The sequence below is a fragment of the Pseudocitrobacter sp. CD920760 genome (assembly GCF_057782505.1).
Map to the genome: position 1 here is coordinate 57,235 of NZ_CM173490.1, position 17,133 is coordinate 74,367.

Genomic DNA, 17,133 nt, shown 5'->3' on the forward strand with positions numbered 1-17,133 from the left:
CAGCGAGAATTAATTGATGTCGTTTCGCCAGTGAAACGAATATTATTTTTTATGAATTTGTTTCAAATATGAAACTCAGTTTATTATTTGATATAAAGAAAATCGCACGTGAAAGGTAGGCCGTCAAGGCATAAAACTTGAGCTATAACGCAATATTATTAAATGATTGAATATCGATTGGTATTTTTTAGAGGGAGGAGGGTATGTCTCAAATATGAAACAAAAGAATTTATTGGCGGCTAAGTGGAGCCCTATCCGCCATGTAATGACTAGATAAGTAGGCTATTCCCAAGGATGATGATGAGCACAAAGAGTGTCTAGTTAAGCCGCTTAAATAGCATACGCCTTCCTTTCTGCTTTTTAAAAGCCGATATAATGATGGCGATGAGGAGAGGGAATATAAACAAACCGAATATAACGTAGGTTAAGTATTCACTTTGGGTTCCTGCATCAGGATAAGGCTTTAACAGAATATACTCACCTTTGAGTGCATTAATAAAAAATAGAATCGCGAACAATGGTAGTGATAAAACGTAACACATACTTAATCCTTAATGGCCTTTGCAGACTGCATAATTCCCATGATTTCATCATAATACTCATCAGCATATTTCTGATCGATAACCGCCGCCACCTGGATAAAATGGGTATTATCAAATAGCGTCATCAAAATAGACCGTTTTTCATCGCCATCATCGGTTGTGGCGATATAGTCCTGATAGGCGCAGCGGAAGCCGTCAACCTGACAGGGAAAAAGCGTAAACACATCCGCCTGATAGCTACTCTTGAAGCGAATCTGCTGTGATGTGAGTAATTCATCAAAGTTATGAACATTACTTGAATCCTGCATGCTGGATATCACGGAGATCCCGGCATGAGCATTTTTCATTACCACCGTCATACGGTAGCCATGAGGCGTGGTCACCACCGTTTTCCACTCGTTACTCGGGAACGTCAGCGTGATGGGCGCATTCGGTGCGGTGTACTCCCAGCTAAAAAATTGCCAGAAGTGTGTGGCGCAGCTGAACAGGAGTATTATCCCCATCACCCAGCTTGTACCGGCAATAATTTGCGGCTGCGCCGTTTTACGAAATATTACGCAGAATGCAGCCGCCACAAGGCAAGCGGTACCTAACGGATAAAAAAAGACGAGATTAACATAGGAGATAATATTACCAGCGTCGTCCGTGATCAGGTTTTTCCATTGCAGATGCTTGATAATAATAACTGAAATATATAAAACGCCTAAAACTATAAATCGCATATATACATCCGTGTATAAAAAAAGGGGAAATAAATTTCCCCTATATCATATGCGAATTATTTACTCGATATCCAGCGGATCTTCAGAAAGGATAATGCCGGTGTTATCAGCATAGAGATGGTCGCCGGAGAAGAAAGTTACGCCGCCGAAATTGACGCGCACGTCGCTTTCACCAATGCCTTCGCCAGCTGCGCCAACCGGAATGGCGGCAATGGCCTGGATGCCGATATCCAGCTCTTCAAGGTCATCAACCTGACGCACGGCACCGTAAACCACAATGCCTTCCCACTCGTTCTGGGTGGCGATACGCGCCAGTTCCGCATCAATCAGCGCGCGGCGTACAGAACCGCCGCCGTCAACCAGCAGAATGCGGCCACGGCCATTCTGTTCGAGCAGATCATACAGCAACCCGTTATCCTCGAAACATTTCACGGTGGTGATTTGCCCACCAAACGACAACCGCCCGCCAAAGTTGGAGAACAGGGGTTCCACGACGTTGACATCTTCCTGGTAGATGTCGCAAAGCTCGGAAGTATCGTATTTCATAGGATTAACACTCAGTTGCTGCGAGTGATTTCAGTATATCGCGCTCTGTGCACTGTTGGCAAAATCATCAATTGTTAATTGATATTTGTCAGTTAACCCAGTGCCTTGCTCAGGATAATACCAACGATAAACAGGACGTTAGTGAGCAGCGCGCCTTTGACCGTGCGTTCAAGCATCGGGCGCATTGCGACCGGCTCACGCTGCGTCATGACGTAGCGCGCCTGTTTGAACAGCAGCGGCGTGGCGAGAATAAACAGCCAGCCCCATACGTTTTGCAGCGAAATCAGGTTAAACAGTGCCAGACACACCAGAGTGCCGCCAAGCAGGCAAGCGTGATAGCGACGTGCGCCCACCGGGCCTAAACGTACCGCAAGCGTGTTTTTGCCGTTTTCGCGATCGCTGTCGATATCGCGCAGGTTATTGATATTCAATACCGCCGTTGCCAGCAGCCCGCACGCCGTGGCGGGAAGAATCAGCGTGGCGCTCAGCATATGCGCCTGCAAATACCAACTTCCGATAACGCTCAGCCAGCCGAAGAAAATGAGTACAGAAATATCACCCAGACCGATATATCCGTAAGGGCGAGTGCCCACGGTATAGGTGATTGCGGCGACAATTGAAAGCAACCCCAGTACCAGGAAACCGATAAAGTCACCGATGTTTTGATACGCCGCAAACAGCAGCCCCAGACCGGAAAGACAAATGAGCGCCACGGTAATCATCAGCGCGCGTTTCATTTGCGACTGGGTGATGGCACCTTTTTGCATGCCGCGTAGCGGCCCGATGCGATCGGGTTTATCACTGCCCTTCACCGCATCGCCATAATCGTTCGCGAGGTTAGAGAGGATTTGCAGCAGGCCCGCAGTAACCAGCGACAGCACAGCCACAGTTGCATCGAAGTGCCCTTGCCACCAGGCGAGCGTAATGCCCACAAGGATAGAGGCGAAGGCCAGAGGTAACGTTTTAGGGCGCAGGCTTTCAAGCCAGGCCTGGGTGCGGCTGATTTCAGTCATAGTGATTTTTTGCCAATAAAAATGGGGCTTTTCAGCCCCATCAACAGTGATGAATATGCATTGAACGCGATTATAGGATAAAACGGCTCAGATCTTCATCTGCAACCAGCGCATCCAGGTGTTTGCTCACGTATTCCGCATCAATTGTGATGCTTTGACCATTTAAATCACTGGCGTCATAGGAAATATCTTCCATTAAACGCTCCAGAACCGTGTGCAGACGACGCGCACCGATATTCTCGGTGGTTTCGTTAACCTGCCATGCGGCTTCGGCAATACGCTTGATACCGGATTCGGTGAACTCAATGTTCACGCCTTCGGTCGCCATCAGCGCTTTGTACTGAACGGTAACGGACGCATTTGGTTCGGTCAGGATGCGTTCGAAGTCGCTGGTGGTCAGCGCCTGAAGCTCAACGCGAATCGGCAGACGGCCCTGCAGTTCCGGGATCAGGTCAGACGGTTTTGCCACCTGGAATGCACCGGAGGCAATAAACAGAATGTGATCTGTTTTCACCATACCGTGCTTGGTGGACACGGTGCAGCCTTCAACCAGCGGCAGCAGGTCACGCTGTACGCCTTCGCGGGAAACGTCCGGACCGGAGGATTCGCCGCGCTTACAGATTTTGTCGATTTCGTCGATGAACACGATACCGTGCTGCTCAACCGCGTCGATAGCGTCTTGTTTCAGCTCTTCCGGATTAACCAGTTTCGCCGCTTCTTCTTCAATCAACAGCTTCATCGCATCTTTGATTTTCAGCTTACGCGGTTTCTGCTTCTGCCCGCCGAGGTTCTGGAACATCGACTGCAGCTGGCTGGTCATTTCTTCCATTCCCGGAGGCGCCATGATTTCAACGCCCATCGGTGCAGCAGCGAGATCGATCTCAATTTCTTTGTCGTCCAGCTGGCCTTCACGCAGTTTTTTGCGGAATGCCTGACGCGCGGCAGACGGTTCAGCCTGCTGCTCCGCCTGGCCCCAGTTGTTTTTGGCCGGTGGGATCAGCACGTCGAGGATACGCTCTTCGGCCATCTCTTCCGCGCGGAAACGGTTCTTTTCGATGGACTGCACGCGCACCATTTTGATGGCGGAATCGGTCAGATCGCGGATGATGGAATCCACTTCTTTACCCACATAGCCCACTTCGGTGAACTTGGTCGCTTCAACTTTGATGAATGGCGCGTTAGCCAGCTTGGCCAGACGACGCGCGATTTCGGTTTTACCGACACCGGTCGGGCCGATCATCAGAATGTTTTTCGGGGTTACTTCGTGACGCAGCTCTTCATCAAGCTGCATACGACGCCAGCGGTTACGTAAGGCGATCGCAACGGAGCGTTTGGCCGCGTCCTGACCAATAATGTGTTTGTTCAGTTCGCTGACAATTTCGCGTGGGGTCATTTCAGACATGGTCAATCCTTACGCTTTAGACGGTAATTCTTCAATGGTGTGGAAGTGGTTGGTGTAAATGCAGATATCGCCTGCAATATCCAACGCTTTCTCAGCAATATCGCGCGCGCCCAGTTCGGTGTTTTCCAGCAGGGCACGGGCTGCGGCCTGGGCGTATGGACCACCAGAACCGATAGCAATCAGGTCATTTTCCGGCTGAACGACGTCGCCGTTCCCGGTAATGATGAGGGATGCGGTTTCATCCGCGACGGCAAGCAGGGCTTCCAGCTTGCGCAGCATACGGTCGGTACGCCAGTCTTTCGCCAGCTCAACGGCGGCTTTCACCAGGTGGCCCTGGTGCATCTCCAGCTTACGTTCGAACAGCTCGAACAGGGTGAAGGCATCAGCGGTGCCGCCAGCGAAACCGGCAATTACTTTGTCGTTGTACAGGCGACGGACTTTCTTCACGTTGCCTTTCATCACGGTATTGCCAAGCGTAGCCTGTCCATCACCGGCGATTACGACGTGGCCGTTACGGCGAACACTTACTATTGTTGTCACGAGCAGACCCCTTGTTGCAAATACGGAATAGGGGCCCCGCAAGCTTTGCGGGGCAGAATGTCATTATAGATGGGGGGTATTTCGGGGGTTTCAACCCCCGGAAGCGAGTCTTATGCAGTTTCCGTGACCGGCCATTTTCAGGCGGTTGAGGGTGCTGTCGGCATTATCTTTGCCTTTGATAGGCCCGATGACGACGCGGTTCCAGCCATTATTGGTGGTGATACGCGAATCAAACCCTTCGAACGCCAGCTGTGCACGCACGGTTTCGGCCTGCTCCGCGCCTTTAAACGAACCGCACTGTACCATCCAGCGGCGCTCGTCTTTTTTCTCGGTTGCCTTAGGCGGCGTGGTTTCACGCGTCACTGGCGCGGCGGCCTGCTGTTTAGGCGCAGACGTCGTGGTGTGCGCAGGCGTTTGCAGCAGATCCTGATACGGCTGCTGGTTAGACGCGGCCGCTTTCGGCTGCTGCGTCTGACGCGGCGGCTGTTGTGTGGTTTGCGCCTGGCGTGCCGGTTGTTGAGTCTGCTGTTGCGCGCGCGGCTGCTGCACTGGCTGCGTTTGCGCCCATTGTTGCTGCTGTTGCGCTTGCTGAGCCTGCTGCGCTAAACGCTGACGTTGCAGCGTTTGTTGACGCTGTTCCGGCGTTTGCTCGTTCCACGGCACTTCCGTCAGCTGCGTCGGCTGCTGGCGCATATCGGCCTGCATTTGCGCAAGCAGCTGGCGCTGTTCGTCGGTCAACTGGTTCGGGTTCATGACTTCCCCGCCCGCAGACGGTTCCGTTGGCGCACGCACGCCTGGCTGGCGGCTTTCCAGTTCTTTAATGTAGCGCCAGCGTTCTTCCGGTTTTGGCGGTAGACCATTCCCTGTCATCTGACGGCTTTGCAGCGTTTCAGAATCTTCTTTTTTATGATGGGTAATAAAGTACAAACCACCGATAAAGGCGACGACCACCGCGGCGGCAATGGCCACCATCGCCGGTGATACCGCCGGGAAGCTACTTTGATTTTTCCGCGAACTCCGTGAGGTGCTCTTTTTGCGCCGCGAAGGAGCCTGTTGGCTGCGGCGTACATAATCTCGTTGTGCCACTATCGTTTCGCTGTATTTATTCGTTCGTGAACCCGACATGTTACTTAAGCGACGAGGCTTTGACCAGACAAGCAAGTCCTAAAGCCCCACACTTTTATGTCATATTTTTTGTGTGCTGCCGCGAATGACCAGTTCACAGTCCAGAAGACGCGAGCCGCTGTCGACATATTGCCCACTTAGCTGATTCAGCAACAACAGCATCGCTTCCCGGCCAATGTCGAAACGCGGCTGAGAAACGGTCGTGAGCGGTGGGTCGCAGAACTCCGCCAGCGAGATGTTATCAAAGCCGATAATCGACAGATCGTCCGGGATTTTCAGACCGTGACGTTTGGCGCAGGAAAACGCGCCGAGTGCCATGATATCGCTATGGCAGAACACGGCGGTCGGCGGTTGCGGCAGCGCCAGAAGCTGCTCAAGCGCCTTAGCGCCCGCTTCGTAGGTAAAGTTGCCGCGCGTAATGTACGCCGGATCTACCGTGATACCGCTGCGGCGCAGGGCCTGCACGTACCCCTGTAAGCGGTAGTGGCACAGCGGCATCTCTTCTGGCCCGGCGATACACGCAATGCGTTTATGACCCAGCTCGTGCAGGTAGTTAACGGCATTGAACGCGGCGGTGAGGTTATCGATGTGCACTGTCGGCAGCCCCAGCTCCGGGGCGAATTCGTTGGCCATCACCATCGGCGGCAGATTGCGCTGCTCTTCAATGCTGGCATCAAATGGCAGCTGTGAACCGAGCAGTAACATACCGTCGATCTGCTTGGTGATGATTAAGTCGATGAAGGTTTTTTCCTGCTGATTCTGATGCGCGCAGTCGCCTATCAGCACCAGATAACCCTGCGAGGCAGCGGTGACTTCGATACCGCGGATCACTTCGCTGAAGAAGGGATCGCAGATATCCGGCACGATGACCAGAATGGTCCGGGATTCATTGCGTTTCATGTTACGCCCCTGCGCCTGCGGGAGGTAACCGACTTCCAGTGCGGCCTGCTCAACGCGAGTTCTCGTTGCCTGTGAGACCTTCTCGGGGTTCATTAATGCGCGTGATACGGTTGCCGTAGAGACTTTCGCCTGCATAGCAACGTCTTTCATGGTTGCGGCCACAACCGGTTTTTTAGCCTTCACCTGATTTCTCCTCGCTGACTGGCGCAGACACGTCCCCTGTGTCTGACATCAGACACACTTTTATCAGATAGTTAATCCGATCTGTTACAGAATTTTCATAAAAAGTGTGACGATTGTTAGATTCCTCGATCTTGCTCGCAACCTGAGAATTAACCTTCAATCGGGTCAACGTCGAGGACCCACTTCACTTTGCGCGCTTCCGGCAGCGTATTGATGAGGACCAGCGCGCCGTTGACGATATGTTGCAGGCGCACGCGGGAAGGGTGTTGCAGCAAGATTTGCCAGCGATAACGCCCGCCGCGTTTCGGCGCGAGGGCCGGAACCGGGCCGAGAACCCACAGTTTGTCATCCGCCAGCGGGCTGGCCTGCAGCAGATTACGCAACTGTTGCAGGAACACTGGCGCCTGCTGATTGTTGTGATCTTCCGCGCGAATCAGCACGTGGCTGGTCCACGGTGGAAGCTGCATGGTCTGGCGCTCGGCCAGCGCCTGCTCGGCAAAGGCGTCGTAGCCTTTATACAGCAGCGTTTGCAGCAACGGGTGATCCGGATGGTGCGTTTGTAAAACCACTTCGCCCTGTTTACCTGCACGGCCTGCGCGCCCGGAAACCTGGGTGTAAAGTTGGGCAAAACGTTCCGCTGAGCGGAAGTCTGCCGAGAAAAGCGCGCCATCAACATCGAGCAGGGCAACCAGGGTGACGTCCGGGAAGTGGTGGCCTTTTGCCAGCATCTGAGTGCCAATCAGAATACGTGCGCCGCCGCGATGCACTTCCGCCAGATATTGTTCAAGTGCGCCTTTGCGGCTGGTGGTATCGCGGTCGATACGGGAAAGCGGTACGCCGGGGAAGAGCGGGGCCAGCACCTGCTCCAGTTGCTCGGTTCCCAGCCCAACTGGCACCAGATGTGTTGAACCGCAGGAAGGGCATTGGCGCGGGATCGGGCGCTGGCTGTCGCAATGGTGACAACGCAAATGATGCTGCGACTGGTGCAGCGTGTAGTAGCTGTCGCAGCGTGGGCATTCGGCTATCCATCCGCAGTCGTGGCATAGCAATGTGGGCGCGAAACCGCGGCGATTGAGGAACAGAATCACCTGATTATCCGCCTGCAAATGCTGGCGCATGCGGTTGATGAGCGCCGGAGAAAGCCCCGCCTGCAACTGCTGCCCTTTTAAATCAAGCACGTGCTGCGTAGCTGGCCGCGCATTCCCGGCGCGACGCGTCAGGCGCAGCATGTGATATTTATGCTGGCGCACGTTGAGCAGCGTTTCCAGCGCAGGCGTCGCCGAGCCGAGAATTATCGGAATTTGCTCGCTGTGCGCGCGCCAGACAGCGAGGTCGCGGGCATGATAGCGCCAGCCTTCCTGCTGTTTATAAGAGCTGTCGTGCTCTTCATCGATAACAATCACACCAAGATTTTTAAATGGTGTAAACAAGGAAGAACGCGTGCCGATAACGATCGCCGCCTCGCCGCTTTTAGCTTTCAGCCAGGCGTTCAGGCGCTCGCTGTCGTTAAGCCCGGAGTGCAGCACTTCCACGGGCGCGTTAAAACGTTCACGAAAGCGGGCGATAGTCTGCGGCGTTAGGCCAATTTCTGGCACCATCACCAGCGCCTGTTTCCCCTGCGCCAGCACGTTTTCCAGCACGCTGAGATACACTTCGGTTTTACCGGAACCCGTCACCCCCGCCAGCAGCCACGCAGAGAAGCGGTCAGATGCGCTATGGATCGCGCCCACGGCGGTAGCCTGTTCGGTATTCAGACGCAGTCGTTCGCCAATGGCGGAGTAGCCTTCGCGCCAGTCGTTCAGAGCGGGGGCTTCGCTCGCCAGCTCGCTTAAACCTTTGCTGCGCAGCGACTGCAACGCCGCTTCGGTAAATTCCAGTTCCGCGACCTGATGACGCCAGATTTTCCCCTGACGCAGCGCGGCCAGCGCCTGTTGCTGTTTTGGTGAGCGCTTCAGACTATTGATATCCACCGCCTGGCCCTGCTCGGTGGCAAACCAGTACCACAGCGGCGCATGGCTGGCCGGTTTCCCCTGACGCAGCAGAATCGGCAGCGCGTGGAACAGCACATCGCCAATCGGGTGATGATAGTAATCCGCCGCCCACAGCAACAGTCGCCACACCGAGGTGGTGAACACCGGTTCGCTGTCGAGCACTTCAATGACCGGTTTCAGCTCATCCAGCGGCAGTTCGCTTTTTTCGCTGACTGACACCACCATGCCAACGCGCTCCTGTTTGCCGAACGGCACGCGAACGCGACATCCCGCTTTGGCGCTGAGGCCTTCAGGCAGCAGATAGTCAAACGTACGCGGTAGCGGAACGGGCAGGGCGACGTGGGCAACAGGCATTTTTTCTTCCTGGACTTGAAAAGTGGCGGGTTAGTATACACATTGTATTCAGGTGAAGAACGGATCAGTTTGCATACCCTGCTCAGATTCTGTATGATCCGCCGCCTTTGATGCAGAAAAAATGCGTCGAAAGCCGAGAAGTTTACTATCAACATCGCGTGGTGTCTGGCGTTAGGGCTGGAAGAGCGACGCGGCCTTAACTGAGGTTTCCCATGAAAAAAGGTATTCACCCGAATTACGTAGAAATTACTGCAACTTGTTCTTGCGGTAATGTTATCAAGACTCACTCCACTGCGGGTCATGATCTGAACCTGGACGTTTGTGGCGCATGCCACCCGTTCTACACTGGTAAGCAGCGTGACGTTGCTACCGGTGGCCGTGTTGACCGCTTCAACAAGCGTTTCAGCATCCCGGGCAGCAAATAAGTTTTGCTTCTCCGAAAAAGGCGCCGAAAGGCGCCTTTTTTGTATCTGTAAGAAATGTAATTGACAAATTCTATTACTATCTTGAATGTATATAAAATGCAAAAAATAAAACCATGTTTTATTTTTATGTGCAATGTGTCATTTTAGTGATCGTTATCTTCTCGATCTTTTGTTTTTTGCCATTTTATATTCACAGGTGGCAAAAAACAGAAGGTGTCGCCACTTCCCCTGAAACTAAAATTGCCAGCGTAATTAAATCATCTCTAAATATATTTTCGTGAATAATATGTCTAAGGAGTGACATCATGCCTGGCAATGAATATATTACGAAAAACAGCAGTGTGGCGATCAGACCTTTTGGATTCAGAGATAAAATCGGGTATTTATGCGGTGACCTGGGAACCTGTTTTATTCTTGGGTTGGTCAATAGCTTTTTAATGATTTACTACACCAACGTACTGGGCGTTTCCGGTGTGATTGTCGGTTCGCTTTATTTTATCACCAAACTCTTCGATGCATTTGTTGATGTTACCGTTGGGCGCTTATGTGATACCTCGAAACTGACGGCAACCGGGCGTTTTAATCCGTGGGTGCGAAGGATGAAGTACCCTTTCTGCATTATTTCGGTGGTGCTTTTTCTGCCGTTTGTGCATGATTTTTCGTATACAGCGAAAATTATTTATATCTGCTGTTCCTATTTTATTTATGGTTCGTTGTTATCGACCGTCAGTATTCCTTACGGCGCGATGTCAGCGGCTATTACCTCCAACCCGGACGAACGTGTTTCGCTTTCAACGTATCGCAGTATTGGTTCAGCGATCGGCGGCGGGACAACCGGTTTCTTTATTCCAATTCTGATGTATACCACCCTGGTTGACGGAAGCCAGGTGATTTCCGGTCAGCACTTTTTTTGGATTTCAATTGGCTGCGCCACGCTGGGTTTTATCTTTTTAACGCTCACCTGCCAGCTCACTACAGAACGGGTGCGGGTAGAGAAAAAAGAGAGCATGCCGGTCTCCGTTTTACTGAAAGGTTTGCTGCGTAATAAAGCGCTGATAGTTTTGGTGGTGGTAGATTTACTGATTGTGATTAATCAGGGGCTTTCCGGCACTAACATGACCTATCTGTTTAATGACTATTTCCACAATAAAGAAGCGATGTCCGTCGCCCTGTTGTTTACCTTCGGCTCGCTGGTGCTGCTGGCACCGTCGGCGTCCTGGCTGACAAAACGGTTTGGTAAAAAAGAGGCCAGCGTCGGCGCGCTGCTGTTTGCGGTGGCGATGTACCTGATCATGTATTTTATTCACATCACCGATGCGAAAGTGTACCTGGTATTCCTTTTCCTCGCGACGCTGGGGGCCGGGCTGTTCAACCTGATGATTTGGGCATTTATGACCGATGTCTGTGACTACCATCAGTATGTGACCGGCGATCGTGAAGATGGCACCGTTTATGGCGTGAACTTCTTCGCCCGTAAAGTGGGTCAGGCGTTCGCGGGGGCGATTGGCGGCTTTATGCTGGCGATTATCGGTTATCAGTCTTCATCGACCGGCGGCGCGGTGCAAACCAGCGTGGTACAGGAAAATATCTACACTATGGCCAACCTGTTACCGGCGTTATGCTTGTTTCTGGCGGCAGTGATTTTGATTTACTTCTATCCGCTGAACCGAAAACAGACGCTAAAAATGGAAGAAACGCTGAATAAACTCAATGGGATCAGTAAGTAATCCGGAGTAAGTCATGTCGGGCGCGGAGTTGCTTGTCGGGTGGCGCTTCGCTTACCCGACCTACGGGTTGCGGGTTACTTGTCGGGTGGCGCTGCGCTTACCTGGCCTACGGGGTGCGGAGTTGCTTGTCGGGTGGCGCTGCGCTTACCCGACCTACGGGGTGCGGAGTTGCTTGTCGGGTGGCGCTGCGCTTACCCGGCCTACGGGTTGCGGGTTGCTTGTCGGGTGGCGCTGCGCTTACCCGACCTACAGATTGCAGAATTTGTAGGCCTGATAAGCGCAGCGCCATCAGGCATTTTCTTCAGCGTGCACTACCACGAAAATAACGGCCACTTTTTATCAACCGTTTCCAGCCCCGGCGCATCAAACACGGCCTGCGGGGAGATAACGGTTTCATTGAGCGGCACATTCTTGCCGTAGCGTTCTTTCAGTTTGGCCTGCACCGTCGGATTACTGAGATCGAAATCCTTCAGTTTTTGCAGCTTACCCAATTTCATTCCCAGCGCTTTGTCATACACCTTCCACACCACTTCAGAGCAGTACTGGCGGTCATCGCTCCAGGAAAAGGCCAGATCGTAAGGTTTACCGAGATAGCGCTTCGCGGTTTGTGCCAGCTTCTGTTTTTGCTGAGCCGATAACCCGCCGTCCACACGACGCACGATATATTTCCCGTCTTTTCCGTGCCTTATCCATTTTTGCAGCGGCGTATAGATAACCGGACCAACGGCCTCGAAGACATACGGTTTTTTCTCGCGGATAACAATCATGCCGGTGTGACTATAGTCAGAATGGGTGGCCAACTGAATGGCTTTACTTTGTGAAGATTGAGAAATTTGAAAGATGATGTCGCCGGTTTGCGGCTCCCAGGCATAAGCCGGATAAGCCAAAACCAGGCCGAATGCCAGTAAACAGGGTTTCATGGCACAACCTCCGTGTCATCACATTAAAAAGCGCGGCTCGTACTCCGTGAGCCGCGCTCCCTGAATCAGTACTCCCACGTCTCCGGGTCGATACCCAGTTCACGCATAATCACCTTCGCCTCTTCCGGGATTTCATCGCTGCGCTCTTTACGCAGGTCTTCATCGTTAGGCAGCGGTTGCCCGGTGAATGCATGCAGGAACGCTTCACACAGCAGTTCGCTGTTGGTGGCGTGACGCAGGTTGTTCACCTGACGACGCGTGCGTTCATCGGTGAGGATTTTTAACACCTTCAGAGGAATGGAAACCGTAATTTTTTTTACTTGCTCACTCTTCTTACCGTGCTCAGCGTATGGGCTGATATATTCGCCGCTCCATTCAGCCATGAGATACCTTAATCCTCTTTATCATTAATAAAAGGTCGAGCTTCGGCCCTGACCATAATCGCGCATAGTTTACCGTAGTGACGCGGCCCTGACACGATATGAGCCGCCGCAGTTGTGCGCTAATGCATATAATTTTAACGGCTATTCGTCTTTTGCTCAATCTATACGCAAAGAAGTTTAGATGTCCAGATGTATTGACGTCTATTGTGACAATGTTTACTCTGGTGCCTGACATTTCACCGATTAAGTCAGGAACGAATCACAATGACCCGTAAACAAGCCACCATCGCAGTGCGCAGCGGTTTAAATGACGACGAACAGTATGGCTGCGTTGTCCCGCCGATTCATCTCTCCAGTACCTATAATTTCACCGGTTTTAATGAGCCGCGCGCTCATGACTATTCTCGTCGCGGCAACCCAACGCGTGATGTGGTGCAGCGGGCGCTGGCCGAGCTGGAAGGTGGCGCGGGTGCGGTAATGACCAATACGGGCATGTCGGCGATTCATCTGGTGACAACCGTGTTCCTGAAGCCGGGCGATCTGTTAGTTGCCCCGCACGACTGCTATGGCGGCAGCTATCGTCTGTTTGACAGCCTGGCAAAACGCGGCTGTTATCGCGTGAAGTTCGTTGATCAAGGTAACGAACAGGCGCTGCGCGCGGCGCTGGAAGAAAAACCGAAGCTGGTGCTGGTCGAAAGTCCGAGTAATCCGCTGTTACGCGTGGTGGATATTGCGAAAATATGTGGGCTGGCGCGTGAAGTCGGCGCGGTCAGCGTGGTGGATAACACCTTCTTAAGCCCGGCGCTGCAAAATCCGCTGGCATTGGGCGCGGATCTGGTGTTGCATTCCTGTACTAAATATCTGAACGGCCACTCTGATGTGGTTGCCGGGGTGGTGATTGCCAAAGATCCGGAAATCGTCACCGAACTGGCCTGGTGGGCGAACAATATCGGCGTGACCGGTAGCGCATTCGACAGCTATTTACTGCTGCGCGGTTTGCGTACACTGTCGCCGCGCATGGAAGTGGCGCAACGCAATGCCTACGCGATTGTCGACTTCCTGAAAAACCAGCCGCTGGTGAAAAAACTGTATCATCCTTCTTTGCCGGAAAATCAGGGGCACGAGATTGCCGCTCGCCAGCAGAAAGGGTTTGGCGCGATGCTCAGCTTTGAGCTGGACGGCGATGAGCAGACGCTGCGCCGTTTCCTGAGCGGGCTGTCGCTGTTTACGCTGGCGGAATCGTTGGGTGGGGTTGAGAGCTTAATCTCCCACGCCGCTACGATGACCCACGCGGGCATGGCGCCGGAAGCGCGCGCCGCCGCCGGGATTTCTGAGACGCTGTTGCGTATCTCAACCGGTATTGAAGATAGTGAAGACTTAATTGCCGATCTGGAAAATGGCTTCCGGGTTGCAGCCGAGGGATAAAAATGAGTGTGATTGCGCAGGCAGGGACGAACGAACGTCAACTGCATAAATTTGGTGGGAGTAGTCTGGCAGATGTGAAGTGTTACCTGCGTGTTGCCGGGATTATGGCAGAGTATTCTCATCCCGGCGATATGATGGTCGTTTCCGCAGCCGGTAGCACCACTAACCAGTTGATTAGTTGGCTGAAACTCAGCCAGAGCGATCGTCTCTCTGCGCATCAGGTTCAACAGACGCTGCGTCGTTATCAGTCTGATCTGATTAGCGGTCTGCTGCCCGCTGAGATTGCCGATGGCTTGATTAGCGCATTTATTCATGACCTCGAACGTTTAGCCGTATTGCTGGATGGAGGTGTCACCGATGCCGTGTATGCGGAAGTGGTGGGGCACGGTGAAGTGTGGTCAGCTCGTCTGATGGCGGCCGTGTTGCAACAGCAGGGTCTGGAAGCCGCCTGGCTCGACGCGCGTGAGTTTTTACGTGCCGAGCGCTCCGCCCAGCCGCAGGTGGATGAAGGTTTATCTTACCCGCTGCTGCAACAGTTAATGGCGCAGCATCCGGGTAAACGTCTGGTAGTGACCGGGTTTATCAGCCGCAACAACGCGGGTGAAACCGTCCTGCTGGGGCGTAACGGTTCTGACTATTCCGCGACGCAAATCGGTGCGCTGGCGGGCGTTTCCCGCGTGACCATCTGGAGTGATGTCGCCGGGGTATACAGCGCCGATCCGCGTAAAGTGAAAGATGCCTGCCTGCTGCCGCTGCTGCGTCTCGATGAGGCCAGCGAACTGGCGCGTCTTGCCGCGCCAGTACTGCACGCGCGTACCTTACAGCCGGTTTCCGGCAGCGATATCGACCTGCAACTGCGCTGTAGCTATACGCCGGATCAAGGCTCCACGCGTATTGAACGCGTGCTGGCCTCCGGTACGGGCGCGCGTATTGTCACCAGCCATGACGATGTCTGCCTGATTGAATTCCGCGTCCCGGCAAGCCAGGACTTTAAGCTGGCGCATAAAGATATTGACCAATTACTGAAGCGTGCGGGTATTCGTCCGCTGGCTGTTGGTGTTCATACGGATCGCCAACTGCTGCAATTCTGCTACACCTCGGAAGTGGCGGATAGCGCACTAAAAATTCTTGATGAAGCAGGATTGCCGGGCGAGCTGCGTTTACGTCAGGGCCTGGCGCTGGTCGCGATTGTCGGGGCGGGCGTCAGCCGTAACCCGCTGCACTGCCACCGTTTCTGGCAGCAACTGAAAGGCCAGCCGGTCGAATTTACCTGGCAATCGGAAGAGGGTATCAGCCTGGTGGCCGTGCTGCGTACCGGCCCAACCGAAAGCCTGATTCAGGGCCTGCATCAATCTGTCTTCCGCGCTGAAAAACGCATCGGCCTGGTGCTGTTCGGCAAGGGCAACATCGGTTCTCGCTGGCTGGAGCTCTTCGCGCGCGAGCAAAGTACGCTCTCGGCGCGTACCGGGTTTGAATTCACGCTGGCAGGCGTGGTGGACAGTCGCCGCAGCCTGCTGAGTTATGAAGGGCTGGACGCCAGCCGCGCGCTGGCATTCTTCGAAGATGAAGCGGTCGAACAGGACGAAGAGTCCCTGTTCCTGTGGATGCGCGCGCACCCGTATGATGATTTGGTGGTGCTGGATGTCACTGCCAGCCCACAGCTGGCGGATCAGTATCTCGATTTCGCCAGCCACGGTTTCCATGTTATCAGCGCCAACAAACTGGCCGGAGCAAGCAGCAGCCACAACTATCGCCAAATCCACGATGCGTTCGAAAAAACCGGGCGTCACTGGTTATATAACGCCACCGTCGGCGCGGGCCTGCCGGTAAACCATACCGTGCGCGACCTGATCGACAGCGGCGACAGCATTCTGTCCATCAGCGGGATTTTCTCCGGCACGCTTTCGTGGCTGTTCCTGCAGTTCGACGGCACCGTGCCGTTCACCGAACTGGTGGATCAAGCCTGGCAGCAGGGCTTAACGGAACCCGACCCGCGTGACGACCTTTCCGGGAAAGACGTGATGCGTAAGCTGGTGATTCTGGCGCGTGAGGCAGGCTACGATATCGAACCGGATCAGGTTCGCGTGGAGTCGCTGGTGCCGTCGCACTGTGAAGATGGCTCGATCGATCACTTCTTTGAAAACGGTGATGAGCTGAACGATCAGATGCTGCAACGCTTTGAAGCTGCGCAGGAAATGGGCCTGGTGCTGCGCTACGTGGCGCGTTTCGACGCCAACGGCAAAGCGCGCGTCGGTGTGGAAGCGGTGCGTCCGGAACACCCGCTGGCGGCACTGCTGCCGTGCGATAACGTCTTTGCCATCGAAAGCCGCTGGTATCGCGACAACCCGCTGGTGATCCGTGGGCCAGGCGCGGGGCGCGATGTCACCGCCGGGGCGATTCAGTCGGATATTAACCGGTTGGCGCAGTTGTTGTAATAATCCATTTGTCGGACGGCGGCTACGTCTTATCCGACCTATACAAAACGTAGGCCGGATAAGATGCGTGAGCATCGCCATCCGGCGTTACGGCTGATGGGTAAAGACCTCTTTTGCCGCAAACAAGCCATTCAGCGCCGCCGGGAAACCGGCGTAAACCGCCATCTGCATGATCACTTCAGTAATTTCTTCCTGCGTTAACCCAACATGAAGCGCCGCCGCAATATGCACTTTCAACTGTGGCGATGCGTTTCCTAATGCAGTTAAAGCAGCGACGGTGGCGATTTCACGACTGCGTAAATCCAGACCGGGGCGGGAATAGATATCACCGAACGGAAATTCGATCAGGTAACGGGCAAAGTCTGGAGCGATATCTTTCAGGCTTTCGACGACAGCATTGCCTCCTTTACCATCCACTTTTTGCAGCATGTCCTGGCCGGTAATAAAACGTTCTGAATGCATGGGGAAATCCTCGTTTATCTTAGGTGTGACGGGAGAAT

The 17,133-nt window shown here is 53.7% G+C and carries 15 protein-coding genes; 4 read left to right on the plus strand and 11 right to left on the minus strand.

Translation table 11 applies throughout. From position 1 onward, the window contains the following. Positions 1–544: 544 nt before the first annotated feature. The 8 genes from AC1MKH_RS00260 to priA form a co-directional block, all read right to left on the minus strand. Positions 545–1,264, minus strand: coding sequence for a hypothetical protein (locus tag AC1MKH_RS00260; protein WP_276223554.1), 720 nt, complete (start codon positions 1,262–1,264; stop codon positions 545–547). A gap of 60 nt (positions 1,265–1,324) precedes the next feature. Then, positions 1,325–1,810 carry a ribonuclease E activity regulator RraA gene (rraA, locus tag AC1MKH_RS00265; protein ID WP_015966507.1) on the minus strand — a complete coding sequence of 162 codons (486 nt, stop codon included), beginning with the start codon at positions 1,808–1,810 and terminating at the stop codon, positions 1,325–1,327. Between the two features lie 92 nt (positions 1,811–1,902). Next, positions 1,903–2,823, minus strand: coding sequence for a 1,4-dihydroxy-2-naphthoate polyprenyltransferase (menA, locus tag AC1MKH_RS00270; protein ID WP_276223552.1), 921 nt, complete (start codon positions 2,821–2,823; stop codon positions 1,903–1,905). A 70-nt stretch (positions 2,824–2,893) separates the two neighbouring features. After that, the gene (gene hslU / locus AC1MKH_RS00275; protein WP_015966505.1) at positions 2,894–4,225 is read right to left on the minus strand and encodes an ATP-dependent protease ATPase subunit HslU; all 1,332 of its coding nucleotides are present in this window, start codon (positions 4,223–4,225) and stop codon (positions 2,894–2,896) included. A 9-nt stretch (positions 4,226–4,234) separates the two neighbouring features. Further along, positions 4,235–4,765: an ATP-dependent protease subunit HslV gene (hslV, locus tag AC1MKH_RS00280; protein WP_015966504.1), complete on the minus strand. Its 531-nt coding sequence runs from the start codon at positions 4,763–4,765 to the stop codon at positions 4,235–4,237. A gap of 90 nt (positions 4,766–4,855) precedes the next feature. Next, positions 4,856–5,851, minus strand: a complete 996-nt coding sequence (gene ftsN, locus AC1MKH_RS00285) for a cell division protein FtsN (protein WP_276223548.1) — start codon at positions 5,849–5,851, stop codon at positions 4,856–4,858. A 99-nt stretch (positions 5,852–5,950) separates the two neighbouring features. After that, on the minus strand, positions 5,951–6,973 hold the full coding sequence (gene cytR, locus AC1MKH_RS00290; RefSeq protein ID WP_015966502.1) for a DNA-binding transcriptional regulator CytR: 1,023 nt from the start codon (positions 6,971–6,973) through the stop codon (positions 5,951–5,953). A 149-nt stretch (positions 6,974–7,122) separates the two neighbouring features. Next, entirely contained in the window at positions 7,123–9,318 is a 2,196-nt protein-coding gene (priA, locus tag AC1MKH_RS00295) for a primosomal protein N' (protein ID WP_276223545.1), read from the minus strand. A 212-nt stretch (positions 9,319–9,530) separates the two neighbouring features. On the opposite strand from priA, the gene rpmE reads away from it, so the two are divergent. Together rpmE and AC1MKH_RS00305 are read left to right on the plus strand one after the other, a co-directional pair. Then, positions 9,531–9,743, plus strand: coding sequence for a 50S ribosomal protein L31 (gene rpmE / locus AC1MKH_RS00300; RefSeq protein WP_015966500.1), 213 nt, complete (start codon positions 9,531–9,533; stop codon positions 9,741–9,743). A gap of 305 nt (positions 9,744–10,048) precedes the next feature. Beyond that, on the plus strand, positions 10,049–11,470 hold the full coding sequence (locus tag AC1MKH_RS00305; RefSeq protein ID WP_276223541.1) for an MFS transporter: 1,422 nt from the start codon (positions 10,049–10,051) through the stop codon (positions 11,468–11,470). A 311-nt stretch (positions 11,471–11,781) separates the two neighbouring features. On the opposite strand, the gene AC1MKH_RS00310 is transcribed toward AC1MKH_RS00305, so the two are convergent. Together AC1MKH_RS00310 and metJ are read right to left on the minus strand one after the other, a co-directional pair. Further along, positions 11,782–12,390 (minus strand): YiiX family permuted papain-like enzyme, encoded by a 609-nt coding sequence (locus tag AC1MKH_RS00310; RefSeq protein ID WP_276223539.1) that lies wholly within the window; start codon positions 12,388–12,390, stop codon positions 11,782–11,784. Between the two features lie 65 nt (positions 12,391–12,455). Continuing rightward, complete coding sequence (gene metJ, locus AC1MKH_RS00315) at positions 12,456–12,773, minus strand: met regulon transcriptional regulator MetJ (protein ID WP_015966498.1); 318 nt, start codon at positions 12,771–12,773, stop codon at positions 12,456–12,458. A gap of 264 nt (positions 12,774–13,037) precedes the next feature. Between metJ and metB the strand changes: the two genes are divergently transcribed. Together metB and AC1MKH_RS00325 are read left to right on the plus strand one after the other, a co-directional pair. Then, positions 13,038–14,198, plus strand: a complete 1,161-nt coding sequence (metB, locus tag AC1MKH_RS00320; protein WP_108476311.1) for a cystathionine gamma-synthase — start codon at positions 13,038–13,040, stop codon at positions 14,196–14,198. Between the two features lie 2 nt (positions 14,199–14,200). Next, positions 14,201–16,633, plus strand: coding sequence for a bifunctional aspartate kinase/homoserine dehydrogenase II (locus tag AC1MKH_RS00325; protein ID WP_276223535.1), 2,433 nt, complete (start codon positions 14,201–14,203; stop codon positions 16,631–16,633). Between the two features lie 87 nt (positions 16,634–16,720). On the opposite strand, the gene AC1MKH_RS00330 is transcribed toward AC1MKH_RS00325, so the two are convergent. Continuing rightward, entirely contained in the window at positions 16,721–17,095 is a 375-nt protein-coding gene (locus AC1MKH_RS00330) for a carboxymuconolactone decarboxylase family protein (protein WP_276223533.1), read from the minus strand. Between the last annotated feature and the right edge of the window lie 38 nt (positions 17,096–17,133).